This window comes from Micromonospora sp. DT48 (genome assembly GCF_049844495.1).
In the GTDB taxonomy this organism is placed as follows: domain Bacteria; phylum Actinomycetota; class Actinomycetes; order Mycobacteriales; family Micromonosporaceae; genus Micromonospora.
In genome coordinates, this window is record NZ_JBNCLE010000015.1 from 1 (window position 1) to 17160 (window position 17160).

The window sequence follows — 17160 nt, forward strand, 5'->3', positions numbered from 1 at the left end:
CGGCCATACCAGCCCAAAACGGCGGCCGAACCCCGCCTCGCCGCTTGACACAACCCATAGGGACACCCCCCCACCCCCCCACCCCCGGCCCTCCGGGCCCCTCCTTCTGCGTTGATCAAGAAGTTTTGGTCACCCAGAGGCCCGAAAAGAGACCAAAACTTCTTGATCACCCGGCGCGGGGTGGGGTGTGAGGGTGGGGGTTGTGGGTGGGGTGGGTGGGGGTGGTGTTGTCGTATCCTGCTGCCGGTTTGTCATCGGTCGATCTTGGCCGTCACGGCGGGAGCGATCGGACCGTCGTCGCTGAGCTTCAGCCGCTAGCCGGTGCGCCCAGCCGGTCCCGCCGCCGACGAGCACCGATAGGAGTCGTCACATGCGTAGTGCCCTCCGGCCCCTCACCCGGCGCGGGATGCTCACCGGCGCTCTCGGGTCGGCCGCGCTGCTCGCGACTGGCGGCGCGGTGGCCGGCTGCGGCACCCCCGCCGCACAGCAGACCGAGGCGGGCTGCGTCAGCGAGGACCTGTCCGGCTCGGAGCAGACGTTGGCGTTCTCCAACTGGCCGCAGTACATGGACGTGGACCCCGACGACGAGTCGAAGCGCCCCAGCCTGGACGGGTTCGTCAGCCGCAGCGGCATCCAGGTGACCTACACCGAGGACATCAACGACAACAACGAGTTCTTCGGCAAGGTGCAGCACCAGCTCGCCGGCTGCCAGAGCACCGGGCGCGACATCATGGTGCTGTCCGACTGGATGGCCGCCCGGATGATCCGGCTCGGCTGGATCCAACGACTCGACCCGGCCAAGCTGCCGAACGTCGAGGCCAACATCCTGCCGTCGCTGCGCGACCGCTCCTTCGACGCCGACAACCAACTCGCCATCCCATGGCAGTCCGGCCTCGCCGGGCTGGCCTACAACGGCCGGGTCACCGGGGAGATCCGTACCGTCGACGAACTGCTCACCCGCCCCGACCTCAAGGGCAAGGTGACCGCGCTCAGCGAGATGCGCGACACCATGGGTCTGCTGTTGTTGTCCAACGGCCACGACCCGGCGGACTTCACCGCAGCCCAGTTCGACGACGCGCTGAGCAAGCTCAAGCGGGCGGTGGACTCCGGGCAGATCCGCCGCTTCACCGGCAACGACTACGCGCCGGATCTGGCCAAGGGTGACATCGCCGCGTGCATCGGCTGGTCCGGCGACATCATCCAACTCGGCTTCGACGACGAACGGATCAAGTTCGTGGTGCCCGAATCCGGTGTGCTGCTCTGGTCGGACAACATGGTGGTGCCGAACCGGGCCAGCCACAAGGCCAACGCCGAAGCGCTGATCAACTACTACTACGAGCCGGCCGTCGCCGCCCAGCTCGCCGCCTACGTCAACTACATCTGCCCGGTCCAAGGGGCGCAGGCGGAGATGGAGAAGATCGACCCGGAGCTGGCCGCGAACCCGCTGATCTTCCCGGACGAGGCCATGCTCGCCAAGGCCCGGGTCTTCATGGCCCTCGATGAGCAGCGGGAACGCGATTACGAGACCAGGTTCCAGCAGGTCATCGGAGCCTGAGGTGGCGCGGGAGACTCCGGCCGGGGACCTGCGGCTGGCCAACCTCACCAAGACGTTCGGCGCCTTCACCGCCGTCGACGACCTGAGCCTGACGGTCCCGCAGGGCTCGTTCTTCGCCCTGCTCGGCGCGTCGGGCTGCGGCAAGACCACCACCCTGCGGATGATCGCCGGTCTGGAGCCGCCGACCAGCGGGCAGGTGCTGCTCGGCGACCGCGACATCACCCGGCTGCGACCGTACAAGCGGCCGGTCAACACGGTGTTCCAGAGCTACGCGCTCTTCCCGCACCTGGACGTCTTCGAGAACGTCGCCTTCGGACTGCGGCGGCGCGGCATCCGGTCGGTCGACGGGCAGGTGCGGCAGGTGTTGTCTCTGGTGCGGCTCGACGGCTTCGAACGGCGGCGACCCGGCCAGCTCTCCGGCGGCCAGCAGCAGCGCGTCGCGCTGGCACGGGCCCTGATCAACCATCCCCAGGTGCTGCTGCTCGACGAGCCGCTCGGTGCGCTCGACCTCACACTGCGTCGCCAGATGCAGATCGAACTCAAACGGATCCAGACCGAGGTCGGCATCAGCTTCGTGCACGTCACCCACGACCAGGAGGAGGCCATGACGATGGCGGACACGGTCGCGGTGATGAACGCCGGACGGATCGAGCAGCTCGGTGCGCCGGCCGACATCTACGAGTTCCCGGCGACCGCCTTTGTGGCCACCTTCCTCGGCCAGTCGAACCTGATCGCCGGTGTCGTCTCCGGCAGCAGCGGGGACGACCTGCTGGTCACCGCGCACGGCACGCGCTTCTCGGTGCCCGTCGGCCGGTCCCGCACCGACCAGGGCCCGGTCTTCCTGGGCGTACGCCCCGAGAAGCTGCGCCTGGCCGGGGCGGTGGCGCAGGTGCCCGCCGGAAACCAGCACCTCGAAGGCACCGTCACCGACGCCTCGTACCTCGGGGTCAGCACGCAGTACGCGCTGCGGACCGGCGCGGGCGCCGAGTTGAGTGTCTTCGTCGCCAACAGTGGCGACCGGCAGCGCTTCGCGGTCGGCGAGCAGGCGGTGGCGTACTGGCACCCACGGCACGCCTTCCTGCTCGGCCGCGCCGACGGCCAGGCCCGGACCACCCCGGAGCTGGGTGAGCCGGTCGGTGTGTCGTGAGTCGACCAGGCGGGTTCACCGCGTGACCGCGTTGACCCAACTGCCCTCCGGCACCGAGCGCTCGTCGCCGAGGGCCCGGTGGGGGCGTCGTCGGCTGCTGCCGTACCTGCTGGTGCTGCCGGGCGCGGCCTGGCTGGTGCTGTTCTTCGCCATGCCGGTGGGGCAACTCGCCGCCGCCAGCCTCTACGACCCCACCGGCTCGATTTCCACCGGGTACGCACCGGCTTGGGCGTTCGGCAACTATCCGGCGGCGTTGCGGGTGTACTGGCCGCAGTTCGGGCGGTCCTTCCGGTACGCCGGCATGGCGCTGGCGGTGGCGCTGGTGATGGGCTATCCGCTGGCGTACGCGATCGCGCGCAAGGCCGGCCGGTGGAAGAACCTGCTGCTGGTCTGCGTGATCGCGCCGATGTTCACCAGCTTCCTGGTGCATACGCTGGCCTGGAAGACGATCCTGTCGGACAACGGCGCGCTGGTCGGGCTGCTGCGCGACGTGCACCTGCTCGGCCCCGACGGTCGGCTGCTGGCCACCCCGATCGCGGTGGTGCTCGGCCTGACGTACAACTTCCTGCCGTTCCTGGTGCTGCCGCTGTACGCGAGCCTGGAGCGGCTGGATCCCCGGCTGCTGGAGGCCGCCAGCGACCTGTACGCGAGCCCGCTGGCGACGTTTCGCCGGGTCACCCTGCCGCTGTCGATGCCCGGCCTGGTCGCCGGCACCCTGCTGTTCCTCATCCCGGCGACCGGTGACTACATCAACGCCGAACTGCTCGGCACCCCGAACGAGTACATGATCGGCAACGTCATCGACTCGGCGTTCCTGATCCGGCTCGACTACCCGCAGGGCGCGGCGCTGTCCTTCCTGCTGATGTCGGCGATCCTCGCGCTGGTCTTCGGCTACCTGCGCCGCGCCAGCCCCGAGGATTTGCTGTGAGCGCGGGGAGTGCGGCGGAGCGGGGCCCCGCAGTCGCGAACGGAAGGCAGACCCGGTGAGTCGGGTCTTTCGCTGGTGCACCGAACACTGGGTGATGGGGGTGGCCCTGCTGGTGCTCGGCTACCTGCTCCTGCCGATCGTCGTGGTCGCCGCGTTGTCGTTCAACCGCCCGTCCAGCCGGCTGTCGTACGACTTCAACGAGTTCACCCTGGACAACTGGCGTAACCCGTGCGCGACCTCCGGCATGTGCGACGCGGTGCTGCGCAGCGTGCAGATCGGGTTCCTCGCCACCGTGGCGGCGACCGCGCTCGGCACGCTGGTGGCGTTCGCCCTGGCCCGGCACCGGTTCCGTGGCAGGTCCGGGCTCAATGTGCTGGTCTTCCTGCCGATGGCGACGCCGGAACTGGTGATGGGTACCTCGCTGCTCGCCCTCTTCGTCGCCGGTGGGGTGCCGCTCGGCTTCTGGACGATCGTCGTCGCCCACGTCATGTTCTGTCTGTCGTTCGTGGTGGTGACCGTCAAGGCGCGGCTGACCGGCATGGACAGGCGGCTGGAGGAGGCCGCGATGGATCTGTACGCCAGCGAGTGGCAGACGTTCCGGCGGATCACGCTGCCGCTGGTGTCACCCGGCATCGTTGCCGCCGCCCTGCTGGCGTTCTCGCTCAGCTTCGACGACTTCATCATCACGAACTTCAACTCGGGTACCACCGTCACGTTCCCGATGTACGTCTGGGGTGCCGCCCAGCGGGGCATCCCCCCGCAGGTCAACGTGGTCGGCACGGCCATGTTCCTGACCGCGTTGTTGCTGGTGTTCGCCACGTCGGTGGGTGGACGGCGAAGCCGCCGGGCAGCGGAGCCCGGCCCGCGTCCCTGAGTCGTCCACATCGTCCTTTCGCCCAAGCGGCGGTGGCGGGGTCGATGACGGTCAGCAGCCCGGTCGTGTCATCGGTGTGACGATCGGAGTCGTGTTGCGGCCCTGACGGTCACCTGACGAACGCGTTCGGTGTAGGTAGTCGCCGCAGCAGGGGATAGCGCCGGGAGTATCGCTGACGAGACTCACTGATGTGACTACTCCGATGACCTTTCCCGGTCCGCCGCAGCCTGTTCCGCCGTCGAACTGGTTCAGCCGGCTCAGCCCCGGCCACCGGGTCACGGTGATCCTGGGCGGAGTTCTCATGTCGTTCGTGCTGCTCTGCTGTGGCGGCAGCACCGTCGTGGGCGCGTTGGTGGGTGATCCGGAACCGGTGCGTACCGGCACCGTCGCCGACGAGGAGGCGGCCCCGGTCATCGTCGCCACCGCCGTACCCGCGCCAGCGGCACCCGCGTCGGACGATGCTGAGCCGTTGCCCGCCACCCCGCCTGCCACCTCCGGTGAACCGGCGGCGGGCGGCGCGTCCACGCCGGTGCCGTCGGCGGACGACGCGGTGGCCGAGTCGGCCGTGCCGGGCGGCGTCACCACGAGCCCGACCGTCGCCCCTACCCCCGTCGTGCAGACCCGTGACGTGGTGGAGAAGAAGGTGATCCGGCACGGCACCCGCACGGTGCAGGACCCGTCGTTGGCGAAGGGGAAGCGGGTCGTCCGCACCCGGGGCGTGGACGGCGTACGCACCCTGACCTACCGGGTGACGGTGGTGGACGGGGTGCAGACCAGCAAGAAGCTGGTCAGCTCGGTCGTGACGAAGAAGGCGGTGACCGAGGTCGTGGCCGAGGGCACCAAGGCGGCCGCCCAGTGCGATCCGAACTACAGCCCCTGTGTGCCGATCGCCAGTGACGTCGACTGTGCCGGTGGCAGCGGTAACGGCCCCGCGTACGTGACCGGTCCGGTCAAGGTCATCGGGGAGGACATCTACGACCTCGACCGCGACAACGACGGCTGGGGCTGCGACGACTGACCCCGCCCCCGCCGGTCGGCGGGCCCTGGCGGGTCGATCTCCCACCTGACCTCCACCACCTCAGCCGCCCATCTCGCCCGCCTCGTCGGGCCGTGGTGGGCGGCTGGGGTGGTTACGTGGAGTATTGCTGCGGCGGGCACTTACGGAATCCTTAACTCCCGCCTGGGAACGTATGCCCGACAGCGATGACCACGGGGAGCGGAAGCGTGCGGGTGCTGGTGGCGGACGACGAGCGGTTGTTGGCGGACACCGTCGCCGAGGGGCTGCGTCGCCTCTCGATGGCGGTGGACGTCTGCTACGACGGTTACGGAGCGTTGGACCGGGTCGGGGTCAACCGGTACGACGTCGCGGTGCTGGACCGGGACATGCCGGGACATACCGGCGACGAGGTGTGTCGCACCCTGACCGCGTCCGGTTCCGGCACCCGAGTGCTGTTGCTCACCGCCGCCGCCGGGATCCGGGACCGGGTGGAGGGCCTGGGACTCGGTGCCGACGACTACCTGACCAAGCCGTTCGCCTTCGCCGAACTGGTGGCCCGGGTACAGGCGTTGGGCCGCCGCTCCGCGCCGGCCCTTCCGCCGGTGCTGGAGGCGTACGGCGTCCGGTTGGACGTGGCCCGGCACACGGTCACCCGGGGTGACCGCCCGGTCAGCCTGAGCCCGAAGGAGTTCGCGGTGCTGCACGTGCTGCTCCGCGCTGAGGGCCGGGTGGTCAGCGCCGAGGATCTCCTCGAACAGGCGTGGGACGAGTTCGCCGACCCGTTCACCAACGTGGTTCGGGTGACCGTGATGACGCTGCGTAAGAAGCTGGGCTCGCCCCAGATCATCCACACCGTTCCCCGGGCCGGGTACCGCATCGGCGGTGCCGAGTGAGTCCGCGCTGGCGCGTCGTGCTGGTCGGCGTGGTCGCCCTGCTCGTCGGGTACGCCCTGCCCGGCCTGACGAAGTCGGTGCTCGGTGGGGTGTGGATGGGGGCCGAGGGGTTCTGTCGCTCCGGGCTGCCCGGGATGAGTCTGGTGTGCCAACCGGCACGGGAACTCAGCACGCTGGCCTTTCCGCTCACCAGGTTGGCCGTCCTCGTGGTGTTGGTCGCCGCGATCTGGGCCACGGCACGGTGGTGTCTGCGTCCGGTGCGGGACCTGGCCGGGCCGATCGCCCAGGTCGGGCCGCAGAACCTTGGTCACCGGCTCTGCCCGCGTGGCGACGACGAGCTGGCCCGGCTGGCGCGCGCCATCGACGAGATGATGGAGCGCATCGCGGCAGGCTACGAGGGGCAACGGCGGTTCGCCGCGAACGCCTCCCACGAGCTGCGTACGCCGTTGGCGGTGCAGCGGACGCTGATCGAGGTCGGTATGTCCCGGGCGCTCACCGGGGAACAGTTGGAGCTGCTGACCGGGCAACTGCTGGAGACCAACGAACGCAACGAGCGGCTCATCGAGGGGCTGCTCGCGCTCAGCGAGAGCGACCAGGGGCTGCGCTCACGTACCGCGCAGCGGCTCGACCAGGTCGTTGCCGGGGTGCTGGCCGCCTACCAGGACCGGATCACCGAGGCCGGGGTGACGGTGCAGAGCCATCTGGAACCCCGCACGGTGCTGGGCGAGCGGGTACTGCTGGAACGCCTGGTGACGAACCTCGTCGAAAACGCGATCAAGTACAACCGGCCGGGCGGCACCATCACCGTCACGGTCGGCCGCAGTCCGGCCCTCACCGTGGTCAACACTGGCCAGGTGGTGCCCGCTGAGGCGGTGTCCGGGCTCTTCGAGCCGTTCCGCCGCCTGGCCCGGGACCGTACGAACCACAGCGGCGGTGCCGGCCTCGGCCTGGCCATCGCCCGCTCGATCACCCAGGCGCACGACGGCCTGATCTCCGCCCGTCCGGCCGAGTACGGCGGGCTGCGGGTGGATGTCGAACTACCCACCACGACCTGACCCGGCCGCCCGGCCGGTAACACAGCGCACCACCGCCCACGGGGCCGCACGTCCAAGGGCGGCTGCATCCTGCTGGTCCTGCTCTGGCACGTGATCGTCAAGGACCACCAGCAGATCGACTGATCGCCGGGCTGGACGGTACTGCCCGGCTCGACCTGCCCGGCCGGCGCGCTTCCGCCCGCGACCAACCATCCCGACCACTCCCGTCGAGCCTGCCCGACGCCGCAGCGCCGACGGGCCTTCGACGATCGACTTTCAAGGAGAGCAGATGTCCCACACCGATCCGTCCGGAGCCGCTCCGGACGTGCCGGAGGCGGCCCGGTGGCTGGCCGGGCGGGTACTGCGTACCCCGGTGTTGCGCGCACCCGCCATCGACCGGCTGGCCGGCGCCCGGGTGTTGCTGAAGGCGGAGAACCTCCAGGCCGGTGGTTCCTACAAGATGCGTGGCGGGCTGTTCGCGGTGGGCCGGCTGGCAGCGGCCGGGCACGCCGGGGTGGTCGCCCAGAGCACCGGCAACCACGCGGTGGCGGTGGCGCTTGCGGCGCGGCGGTTCGAGCTGGCCGCCACGGTGGTACTTCCGGTCGACGCGGCATCGACGAAGGTGGCCAGGGCACGCGCGGCGGGCGCCCGGGTGGTCCTCGCCGGTACGACGGTCGAGGAGCGGTTGGCCGTGGCGCGCCGGGTGAGCGACGAGACCGGTCACCCGATCGTCGACGCGTACGACCATCCGGACGTCATCGCGGGACAGGGCAGCGCCAGCCTCGAACTCATCGAGGAGGCCGAGCGGGCCGGTACCCCGTTGGACGCCCTCGTGCTGCCGGTCGGTGGCGGCGGTGGCGCGGCGGGTGCCTGCCTGGCCGCGACAGGTCGGCAGATCGAGGTGTACGGCGTGGAGCCGCACGGCTGCGACTCGCTGGCTCGCAGCCTGGCCGCCGGCCGACCGGTCCCGGTCATCCCGGGGCAGACGATCGCCGACGGACTGCGTCCGTCCTGTGTGGGCGAGCTGCCCTTCGCCGTCCTGCGCAACCGGCTGCGTGGCGTGGTGCGGGTGGACGACGACGAGATCGCCGAGGCGTTCCGGTTGCTCCTGCTGGAACTGAAGGTGCTGGCCGAACCGTCCGGGGCGGCGGGATTGGCCGGAGCCCTACGGCTCGCCGCCGCCGGGGCGCTGTGGCCGAGCGGCCCGGATGGGGGGCTGCGGCCAAACGGCCCGGATGAGCCGCTGCGGCCGAGCGGCCCAGCCGGGGGGAAGCGGCCGGTCGGCGTGGATGAAGGGGCACCGGCGCTGGCTGCCGGTCGGCGTCGGCGGCGCACGGTCGGCGTGGTGCTGACCGGCGGAAACGTGGAGGCGGAACTGGTCGCCCGGTTGGCGGCTACCGCCCGACGTGCGGCAGAGGTGGCAGTGGCGTGAACGAGTTGATCAGCAAGACGTCGGGTCTGGGCCGTGGGCGAGTAGAGCGAGGCGAGGGCATGAGTGCACCAGTACGGATCGGAATCCTGTTCGGCGGCCCGTCGGCGGAGCACGACGTCTCCTGCGCGTCGGCGCTCGGCGTGGCCCGAGCGCTGGCCGGCGGCGAGTACCGCGTCGTCGCCATCGGGGTCACTCACGACGGTGGGCTGCGGCTCGTGCCGGACGCGGCGCTGTCCGGGTTCCTCGGCGGTTCGGTCGGCGAGCGGGCCATAGACGACCGGCTGACGGTGATCGGTCCAGCGGTGGAACTGCGGGCCGGGCCACGTGCCGGTACGGCGGTGGTGACCGCGATGGACGATTCGGGCCTGGTGCACGCCGAACTGGACGTGGTCTTCCCGGCGTTGCACGGCCCGTTCGGTGAGGACGGGGTGGTGCAGGGGCTGCTCGAATCCCTGGGCGTGCCGTACGTCGGGTGCGGCATCCTCGCCTCCGCCGTCGGGATGGACAAGGTGGCGATGAAGCGTGCCCTGCGGGCCGAGGGGGTGCCGATCACGCCGCACGTCTCCTTCGACGCGACCACCTACCGGACCACGTCGGAGCCGGAGAAGCTGGTGTTGGGGCTGCGCAGGCCGCTGTTCGTCAAGCCGGCCCGGATGGGTTCCTCGATCGGCATCTCCCGGGTGGCCGAGGGGGACGACCTGGCGGCGGCGATCGAGGAGGCGCTGCGACACGACACGGTGGTCGTGGTGGAGCAGGGGGTCGACGGCCGCGAACTGGAGTGCGGGGTGCTCGGCGGTACCAGTCCGGAGGCGTCGGCGGTCGGCGAGGTGCGGGTCAGCGGCGGCTGGTTCGACTACCGCCAGAAGTACTTTGGCGAGACCGACCCGATGGTGGTCCCGGCTGCCCTGTCGCCCGAGGTGACCGAGCGGATCCGGGAGCTGTCGGTACGGGCGTTCGCCGCGATCGGCGGCTGGGGCCTGGCCCGGGTCGACTTCCTCTACGACGAGGACGCCGCCGAGCTGTACGTCAACGAGTTGAACACCATGCCGGGGTTCACCGCGCACTCGATGTACCCGAAGGTGTGGGCGGCGTCCGGTCTCGACTACCGGAAGATCCTGGACCGCCTGGTCGCGCTGGCCTTCGCCCGGCACGCGGAGCGGCCGAGCCGGGGAGGCCGACGGTGATCCTCCTCTGCGATCCCCGGGTCGCGGCGGTGCCCGGTGCCGACGACGGTGAGCCGCTGGTCGACCTGCGTGAGGTCCCCGAGTTGCGGCTGGACGAGCGGGCCGCCGACCCGATCGGCGCGTACGCCCGGCTGCGCCGACCGGTGGTGGACCGTCTCCTCACCGCGCAGCGCGCGTTGCCCGACGGGTTGCGTCTACTGATCATCGAGGGTTATCGGCCCTACCAGGCGCAGCTGGCCATCTTCACCGGCTACCAGGAGGAGCTGCGGCGACTCCACCCGGACTGGTCGCCGGAGCGGCTGCACCGGGAGACCACCAAGTTCGTCTCGCCGGTGGAGGTCGCACCGCACAGCACCGGTGGCGCGGTGGACCTGACCCTGTGCACCGCCGACGGCGTCGAACTGGACATGGGCACCGAGGTGGATGCCACCCCGGAGGCGAGTGGCGGCGCTTGTTTCACCGCGGCGTCGTCGATCGGGGCTGACGCCCGTCGGCACCGGCAGATCATGGCGGGTGCGCTGCGCGGAGCCGGCCTGGTGAACTACCCGACCGAGTGGTGGCACTGGTCGTACGGCGACCGCTACTGGGCGTTGTTGACGGGTGCGCCGAGCACCCGTTACGGACCGGTATGACCGGTGCTGTCGAAACGTGTTTCGATAAGTGTCACGTCGCTGAACTGGAAGCCGCCTCCCGGCCGTACCAGCCCTCGAACACATGGTGTGAGGACTGGAGGAACAGGTGAAGCTGGAGCGGAAGCACATGCTGGCGGCGGGGGTGGCGGTGGTCGCCGCGGCGACGCTGGCGGTAGGCACCGGACTCGGATTCGCTGACAGCGCACCGACCCGGTCGAGCGTCTGCTCGGGATCGATCACATTCTCGGCCGAGAGTGGCGCACCGGCCGCCACCAGCAACCAGTTCCCGGTCGGTACCCGGCTGCGGGTGACGAACCTCGACAACGACAGGTCGGCGGAGCTGACAGTGGTCGGGCCCTCGGGCAGCTGCGTGCTGCTCAACGCCGCTGCCATGGACCTCGTCCGCGAGCCCGGCAAGAACGTGATCCGGCGCAACGTGGTCGAGCGGATCGGTGAGGTCGCCGTGCAGCCGGACGCGCCACAGCCGGGGAAGGTCGGCGACCGTCCGGGTTCGGCCTCACCGCCGGCGGCCCGCCCGGTCACCGGATCGGCCTGCCAGGGGGCGATCACCTTCTTCGACGAGGCCGCCGGACCGGCTGCGACGAGCGACCGCTTCCCGGTCGGTACCCGGCTGCGGGTGACCAACCTGGACAACAACAAGTCGACCACGGTCACCATCACCGGTCCGTCGGGCAGTTGCGTGCTGCTGAACTCGGCGGCGATGGAGCAGATCCGGGAGCCGGGCAAGAACCTGGTGCGCAAGAACACCGTCGAGATCCTGCGCTGAGCGCACACCGGGCGGCGGTGGTGTCGACGCGTGGCGCTGCGGGCCCGGGGAGAGCGCAATAGGCTCGTGGGATGGCAGCACCGGAGAAGAAGGGCGGTGACCGACGGTTCTGGGCCTGGCCGGTGGGAATCCTGCTCGGCTTGGTGATCGGCATGGCGGCGCTCGACGGTGCCGCCGGAATCGGCATCGGGATAGGCATGGGCATCGCGTTCGCCCTGGCGTTCGATGCGACGGGTCGCGGAGGCGACAAGCCCGACCCCGACAGGCTCGGCTCGGACAGGCCCGATCCCGACAGGTCCGGGACCGACGGGCACCGCTCGGACAGGTCTGACCCCGGCGGCCATGGCTCCGACGGGTCTGGATCGGAGCAGGGGCCGGGCCGCCAAGCGTGATCGGTGGGTGGCCGTCGACGTGGTGCGGCGCACATGCGGGGTGCTCGATGACAGGCCGACGTCTGGCCCCGGTAGTAGCCTGACCGGCGTTCCCCCGTCGGGGGAGGAACGGTGGTTGATCATGTCGGTACGTCGGCACACGGCGCGGCTCGCAGCGATCTGCGTGTTCCTGGGTGCCCTGGTGGCGCTCGGTGGTGCGCCCGCGCACGCCGACGAGGACCGGGTGCGGGTGCGTTCGGCGAGCAGCCTCACCGCGGGCCGTTCCGCCGGGAACGTGACGGTGGAGGTGCGCAGGCGCACCGACGGGTGCGTGCGGGTACGCACCGCGCTGGGTCTGAGCCTGCCCGACGTACGGGTCGACCAGGTGGCGGTGCAGGCGAACGTGGGCGGTAGCTGGGTGCCGGTGGGCGTCTCCGGCGGCACGGGACTGGTCACCACCGCACCGGTCGCCCCCGACAAGGACGAGCTGTGCAAGGGCAAGCGGGCGAACATGCGGTACCGCATCGCCTTCGCCGCCGACGCCCCCGGTGGGCGACTGGTGGTGACCGGCGAGGCGACCACGGCACGGGGCGTCGTGCTGGGCCGGGCGGCCACGTCGTCGCGGGTGGTGGGCGGGCGGGTCACGGCCTCGCCGTCGCCCACCCCCTCGCCCAGCGAGGAGGTGCCTGAGGAGCCGACCGTAGAGGCGTCGCCGACCGTGGCGCTCGCCGCCGAGAAGACCGACGGTCTCGCCCAGACCGCTCCGGAGTCCTCCGGCGGATCACCGGTGATGTACTTCGGCATCGCGATGGTCGCCGCCGGTGCGCTGCTCATCGGGCTGTTGATCCACCGCTCCCGCAAGGAACGCAAGGCTCGTCGCGGTTCGGCTGCGGGATTCGAGATTCCGCAGCCGCGCAACCCGGGCGGCACCACCTACCGGTCCGGTGGGCAGGGTGCCGCGCCGGTCGTACCCCCACTCGGTGCCGCGCCGATCCCGCCGGGCACCGCGCCGGCGTCGCCGCCAAAGCCGGCGGGCGGCGCAGCGCCCGGTCAGACGTACGGGACGAGCCGGCCCGGCACACCACGGGTCTACGGCGGCACCCCGGCACCCCGCCCGACCGGCGGTCTGTACGGTGCCCGACCGGCCGACCCGAGCGAGGCGCCCCTGCCGGGTGATCCGGCTGGTCAGACTCGACCGATCCCATCCGGCACGTCCGCCCGTGCGGCTGTGCCACCGGCGCGGACCGTTCCGCCCACCTCCGCGCCACCGGCCTCCGCCCCGGCCGCGCCGCTGTCCGACCCGGGGCGCCCCGGGGTCGGTCGGGCCGCGCCGCCGTCCGGCCCGGCCGCGCCGGTCTCGGGCGCACCGGCCGGATTCGCCGCCGTTCCGCCGCCCGCGCCCGGCCAGCGGCCCGGATATCCGGACGGGTCACCGGGTGCCGAGAAGGGCGACGAGTCGGAGTACGGGCACGGGCTCGGCGGCTGAGCCGGGGTGGCTGCCCCCACTCCGATACGCTCAGGTTCGTTGACGACCCGCAGGCGAGGAGTGGAACCGGTGTCTGATCTGTCCCGGATCGTGAAGGCGTACGACGTCCGTGGGACGGTGCCGGAGCAGTGGGACGAGCGTGTCGCAGGTGCGCTCGGTGTCGCCTTCGCGCAGATGCTCGACACGGCCGGTGAGCCGGGGCAGGCCGTGCTGATCGGGCACGACATGCGGGCCTCCGGCCCCGGACTGGCCGCCGCCTTCGCCACCGGCGTACGCGCCGAGGGACGCCCGGTCATCGAGATCGGGCTCGCCTCGACCGACATGGTCTACTACGCCTCCGGTGCGCTCGGGTTGCCCGGGGCGATGTTCACCGCCAGCCACAACCCGGCGCAGTACAACGGCATCAAGCTGTGCCACGCCGGCGCTCGCCCCGTCGGGCAGGACAGCGGGCTGGCCGAGGTCCGCGACCGGGCCCAGGCGTTGCTCGACAAGGACGAGCCGCTGGGTGAGCCGACCGCCCCGACGCAGCGGCGTGACCTGCTGCCCGACTACGCGGCACACCTGCGCACGCTGGTGGACCTCGCCAATATCCGGCCGTTGACGGTGGTGGTGGACGCGGGCAACGGAATGGGCGGGCACACCGTGCCGAGTGTGCTCGGCGACGCCGTCCTGGAGGCCCTGCCGCTGCGGATCGTGCCGTTGTACTTCGAGTTGGACGGCACGTTCCCCAACCACGAGGCCAACCCGCTGGATCCGGCCAACCTGGTCGACCTGCAACGCGCGGTGGTGGCACACGGTGCGGACATCGGCCTGGCGTTCGACGGCGACGCGGACCGGTGCTTCGTGGTGGACGAGCGGGGTGAGCCGGTCTCCCCGTCGGCGATCACCGCCCTGGTGGCGGCCCGGGAGTTGGCCAAGCATCCGGGCGCGACGGTCATCCACAACCTGATCACCTCCAGCGCGGTGCCGGAGATCATCCGCGAGCACGGGGGTGAACCGGTGGTGGCCCGGGTCGGTCACTCGTTCATCAAGGCCGAGATGGCGCGTACCAACGCGGTCTTCGGTGGTGAGCACTCGGCGCACTACTACTTCCGGGACTTCTGGTTCGCCGACACCGGCATGTTGGCGGCGATGCACACCCTGGCGGCCCTCGGCGAGCAGCCGCTGCCGTTGTCCACGCTGGCCGCCGAGTACGAGCGGTACGTCGCCTCGGGTGAGATCAACTCCACCGTGGCGGACCAGGCCGCCAAGGTGGCCGAGGTGCGTGCCGCGTACCCGGAAGCCGAGGCCGACGAGATGGACGGACTCACCCTGCGTTTTCCCGACGGGGCGTGGTTCAACCTGCGCGCCTCGAACACCGAGCCGCTGCTGCGGCTCAACGTCGAGGCACCGACCGCCGAGCGGATGGCCGCGCTGCGCGACGAGGTGCTCGACCGGGTACGCCGATAAGATCGCTCGGGCCGGTCGGCACCGCCGACCGGTGTAGCCGCATACGTGGAAGGAGCCGCGCAGTGGCCCTCGACCCGCAATTGCTGGAAATCCTCGCCTGCCCGGACACACACCATGCCCCGCTGACCTACGACTCGCAGGCCCAGACGTTGACCTGCACCGAGTGCGGCCGGATCTTCGAGGTCCGCGACGACGTACCGGTGCTGCTGCTGGACGAGGCGCGCGGCCCCGCGGAGGGATCGTGATCGACGGAACGGCCGGTGTCAGCGGGCACCGCCACGCCGACGAACGGCTTCTCGACGACCCGGAGGCGCTCGCCGAGCGGGATCCGGGTGGCATGCTGCGGCACACCGCCTCGGCGGGCGCGCAGGTCCGCGAGTCGGCCGCCCTGGCCGCCGAGGCGAATCTCGCCGTACTCGCCGACGACGGACGCCCCCGGGCGGTCGTGATCGCCGGCATCGGCACCGCCGGGCGTACCGGTGACGTGCTGGCCACGGTCGCCGGGCCACGCTGCCCGGTGCCGGTCATCGCGCACCGCAGCGCCGGGGTGCCCGGCTGGGTCGGCGCGGCCGACGTGGTCATCGCGGTCAGCGCCTCCGGTCGCAGCCCCGAGGCGCTGGGTGCCGCCGAGGCCGCCCACCGCCGGGGAGCCCGGTTGGTCGCGGTGGGTCCGGCGGACTCGCAACTGCACTCGGTCGCCGATCGGGCCCGCGCCCCGTTCATCCCGGTGCCCCGGCGGGCACCGGCTCGGGCCAGCCTCTGGGGGCTTACCGTGCCGGTCCTGCTCGCCGCCCGGGCCCTCGGGCTGGTCAAGGTGAACGAGGCGGATCTGGCGGAGACGGCGGCCCGGCTGGACGCCGACGCGGACCGCAGCCGCCCGAGCGCGGAGTCCTTCGTCAATCCGGCGAAGTCCCTCGCCCTCGGGCTGGCCGGGTCGATCCCGATCGTGTGGGGCTCGTCGCCGCTGGCGGCGGTCGCCGCTCGTCGCTTCGGCGACACCCTGTCGGCCAACGCCCGTTATCCGGTGGTCACCGGCGCGCTGGGCGAGGCGGGTCGGGGCCGGGTCGGTCTGCTCGACGGTGTGTTCGGCGGGCTGGCCGAGGGGGAGCGGGACATCTTCGCCGATCCCGACGAGTCGAACGGGGACAGCACCCGCCTGCGGGTGGTGCTGTTGCGCGACGGTGGCCTGAACGCGGAGGACGACGCCGACGAGCCACTGGCGGTCGAGGAACGCCGTGCGGATGCGGTGCAGACCCTCGCCGAGCGGCGGGGCGTACGGTGTGACGTGGTCACCGCCGAGGGTGGTTCGGCGTTGGAGCGGCTCGCCTCCCTGGTGGCGGTGCCCGACTTCGCGTCCATCTACCTGGCGTTGGCGCACGGCCTGGACCCGATGGCGGTGCCGGCGATCACCGAGATGAAGGAACTAGCCAACCAGTGAGTGCCCAGGGTGGCAGCAAGGCGATCCTCGCCGCGTTGCTTGCCAACGCCGGCATCGCCGTGACGAAGTTCGTGGCCTATCTGCTCACGAGCTCGTCGTCGATGCTCGCCGAGTCCATCCACTCGGTCGCCGACACGGGTAACCAGGCTCTGCTGCTGCTCGGCGGCAAGCGGGCGCGGCGGGCTGCCACCCCCCAGCACCCCTTCGGCTACGGCCGGGAACGCTACGTCTACGCGTTCATCGTCTCGATCGTGCTGTTCAGCCTGGGCGGTCTGTTCGCGCTCTACGAGGCGTGGCACAAGTGGTCCGACCCGCACGGCATCACCAGTTGGCAGTGGGTGCCGGTGGCCGTCCTGGTGGTGGCGATCGTGATGGAGTCGTTCTCCTTCCGTACCGCCATCAGGGAGTCCAACCAGGTCCGGGGCAAGGAGAGCTGGACGCGGTTCATCCGCCGGTCGAAGGCGCCGGAGCTGCCGGTGGTGCTGCTGGAGGACTTCGGCGCGCTGGTCGGTCTGGTCTTCGCCCTGTTCGGGGTGGGGCTGACCCTGGCCACCGGTGACGGTCGGTGGGACGCGGCCGGTACCGCGATGATCGGTCTGTTGCTGGTGACCATCGCGATCGTGCTGGCCGTGGAGACCAAGAGCCTGCTGCTGGGCGAGGGAGCCGAGCCGGCGGACGTCGCGGCCATCGAGCAGGCGGTCACGGCTGGTCCCGAGGTGGAGCGGATCATCCACATGAAGACCCTCTACCTCGGCCCGGAGGAACTGATGGTGGCCGCGAAGGTGGCGGTGTCGCGGTGCGAGAGCGCCGAGGAGGTGGCCCGGGGGATCGACGTTGTGGAGCAGCGGATCCGCGCGGCGGTACCGGTGGCGCGGGTCATCTACCTCGAACCGGACATCTATCGGGCTCCGGAGGCGTCCTCCACCGCGTCCGGGCGCACGGAGAGCTGACCG

The 17160-nt window shown here is 71.2% G+C and carries 17 protein-coding genes; all 17 read left to right on the forward strand.

From position 1 onward, the window contains the following. Positions 1-370 precede the first annotated feature (370 nt). The 17 genes from ACLQ2S_RS18905 to ACLQ2S_RS18985 all read left to right on the forward strand — a co-directional run bounded on the left by ACLQ2S_RS18905 (position 371) and on the right by ACLQ2S_RS18985 (position 17157). Complete coding sequence (locus ACLQ2S_RS18905) at positions 371-1555, forward strand: polyamine ABC transporter substrate-binding protein (RefSeq protein WP_155215088.1); 1185 nt, start codon at positions 371-373, stop codon at positions 1553-1555. Then, complete coding sequence (locus ACLQ2S_RS18910) at positions 1500-2702, forward strand: ABC transporter ATP-binding protein (RefSeq protein ID WP_425702207.1); 1203 nt, start codon at positions 1500-1502, stop codon at positions 2700-2702. The genes ACLQ2S_RS18905 and ACLQ2S_RS18910 overlap by 56 nt, the downstream gene beginning before the upstream one ends. A 22-nt stretch (positions 2703-2724) precedes the next feature. After that, positions 2725-3630, forward strand: a complete 906-nt coding sequence (locus tag ACLQ2S_RS18915) for an ABC transporter permease (protein ID WP_425702208.1) — start codon at positions 2725-2727, stop codon at positions 3628-3630. Between the two features lie 55 nt (positions 3631-3685). Next, the gene (locus tag ACLQ2S_RS18920; RefSeq protein ID WP_425702209.1) at positions 3686-4504 is read left to right on the forward strand and encodes an ABC transporter permease; all 819 of its coding nucleotides are present in this window, start codon (positions 3686-3688) and stop codon (positions 4502-4504) included. 190 nt (positions 4505-4694) lie between these two features. Next, positions 4695-5522, forward strand: coding sequence for a G5 domain-containing protein (locus ACLQ2S_RS18925; RefSeq protein WP_425702210.1), 828 nt, complete (start codon positions 4695-4697; stop codon positions 5520-5522). A 206-nt stretch (positions 5523-5728) separates the two neighbouring features. Next, complete coding sequence (locus tag ACLQ2S_RS18930; protein ID WP_309222766.1) at positions 5729-6394, forward strand: response regulator transcription factor; 666 nt, start codon at positions 5729-5731, stop codon at positions 6392-6394. Then, a complete protein-coding gene (locus tag ACLQ2S_RS18935; protein ID WP_309222649.1) occupies positions 6391-7449 on the forward strand; it encodes a sensor histidine kinase in 1059 nt (352 codons plus the stop codon). Before ACLQ2S_RS18930 ends, ACLQ2S_RS18935 begins: the two co-directional genes overlap by 4 nt. Before the next feature lie 268 nt (positions 7450-7717). Continuing rightward, positions 7718-8860, forward strand: a complete 1143-nt coding sequence (locus ACLQ2S_RS18940; protein ID WP_230462276.1) for a threonine ammonia-lyase — start codon at positions 7718-7720, stop codon at positions 8858-8860. A 59-nt stretch (positions 8861-8919) separates the two neighbouring features. Further along, positions 8920-10044: a D-alanine--D-alanine ligase family protein gene (locus tag ACLQ2S_RS18945; RefSeq protein ID WP_425702211.1), complete on the forward strand. Its 1125-nt coding sequence runs from the start codon at positions 8920-8922 to the stop codon at positions 10042-10044. Next, positions 10041-10676 carry a M15 family metallopeptidase gene (locus ACLQ2S_RS18950; RefSeq protein WP_309222648.1) on the forward strand — a complete coding sequence of 212 codons (636 nt, stop codon included), beginning with the start codon at positions 10041-10043 and terminating at the stop codon, positions 10674-10676. Before ACLQ2S_RS18945 ends, ACLQ2S_RS18950 begins: the two co-directional genes overlap by 4 nt. A gap of 106 nt (positions 10677-10782) precedes the next feature. Then, positions 10783-11463 (forward strand): hypothetical protein, encoded by a 681-nt coding sequence (locus ACLQ2S_RS18955; RefSeq protein ID WP_309222647.1) that lies wholly within the window; start codon positions 10783-10785, stop codon positions 11461-11463. Positions 11464-11534: 71 nt separating this feature from the next. After that, positions 11535-11855, forward strand: coding sequence for a hypothetical protein (locus ACLQ2S_RS18960; RefSeq protein WP_155215084.1), 321 nt, complete (start codon positions 11535-11537; stop codon positions 11853-11855). A gap of 121 nt (positions 11856-11976) precedes the next feature. After that, positions 11977-13320: a hypothetical protein gene (locus tag ACLQ2S_RS18965; protein WP_425702212.1), complete on the forward strand. Its 1344-nt coding sequence runs from the start codon at positions 11977-11979 to the stop codon at positions 13318-13320. 69 nt (positions 13321-13389) lie between these two features. Beyond that, positions 13390-14769, forward strand: coding sequence for a phosphomannomutase/phosphoglucomutase (locus tag ACLQ2S_RS18970; protein WP_425702213.1), 1380 nt, complete (start codon positions 13390-13392; stop codon positions 14767-14769). A gap of 62 nt (positions 14770-14831) precedes the next feature. After that, a complete protein-coding gene (locus ACLQ2S_RS18975) occupies positions 14832-15014 on the forward strand; it encodes a Trm112 family protein (protein ID WP_309222645.1) in 183 nt (60 codons plus the stop codon). Beyond that, positions 15011-16207 (forward strand): SIS domain-containing protein, encoded by a 1197-nt coding sequence (locus ACLQ2S_RS18980; protein WP_309222644.1) that lies wholly within the window; start codon positions 15011-15013, stop codon positions 16205-16207. The genes ACLQ2S_RS18975 and ACLQ2S_RS18980 overlap by 4 nt, the downstream gene beginning before the upstream one ends. Continuing rightward, positions 16204-17157, forward strand: coding sequence for a cation diffusion facilitator family transporter (locus ACLQ2S_RS18985; RefSeq protein WP_309222643.1), 954 nt, complete (start codon positions 16204-16206; stop codon positions 17155-17157). Before ACLQ2S_RS18980 ends, ACLQ2S_RS18985 begins: the two co-directional genes overlap by 4 nt. Positions 17158-17160: the final 3 nt, after the last annotated feature.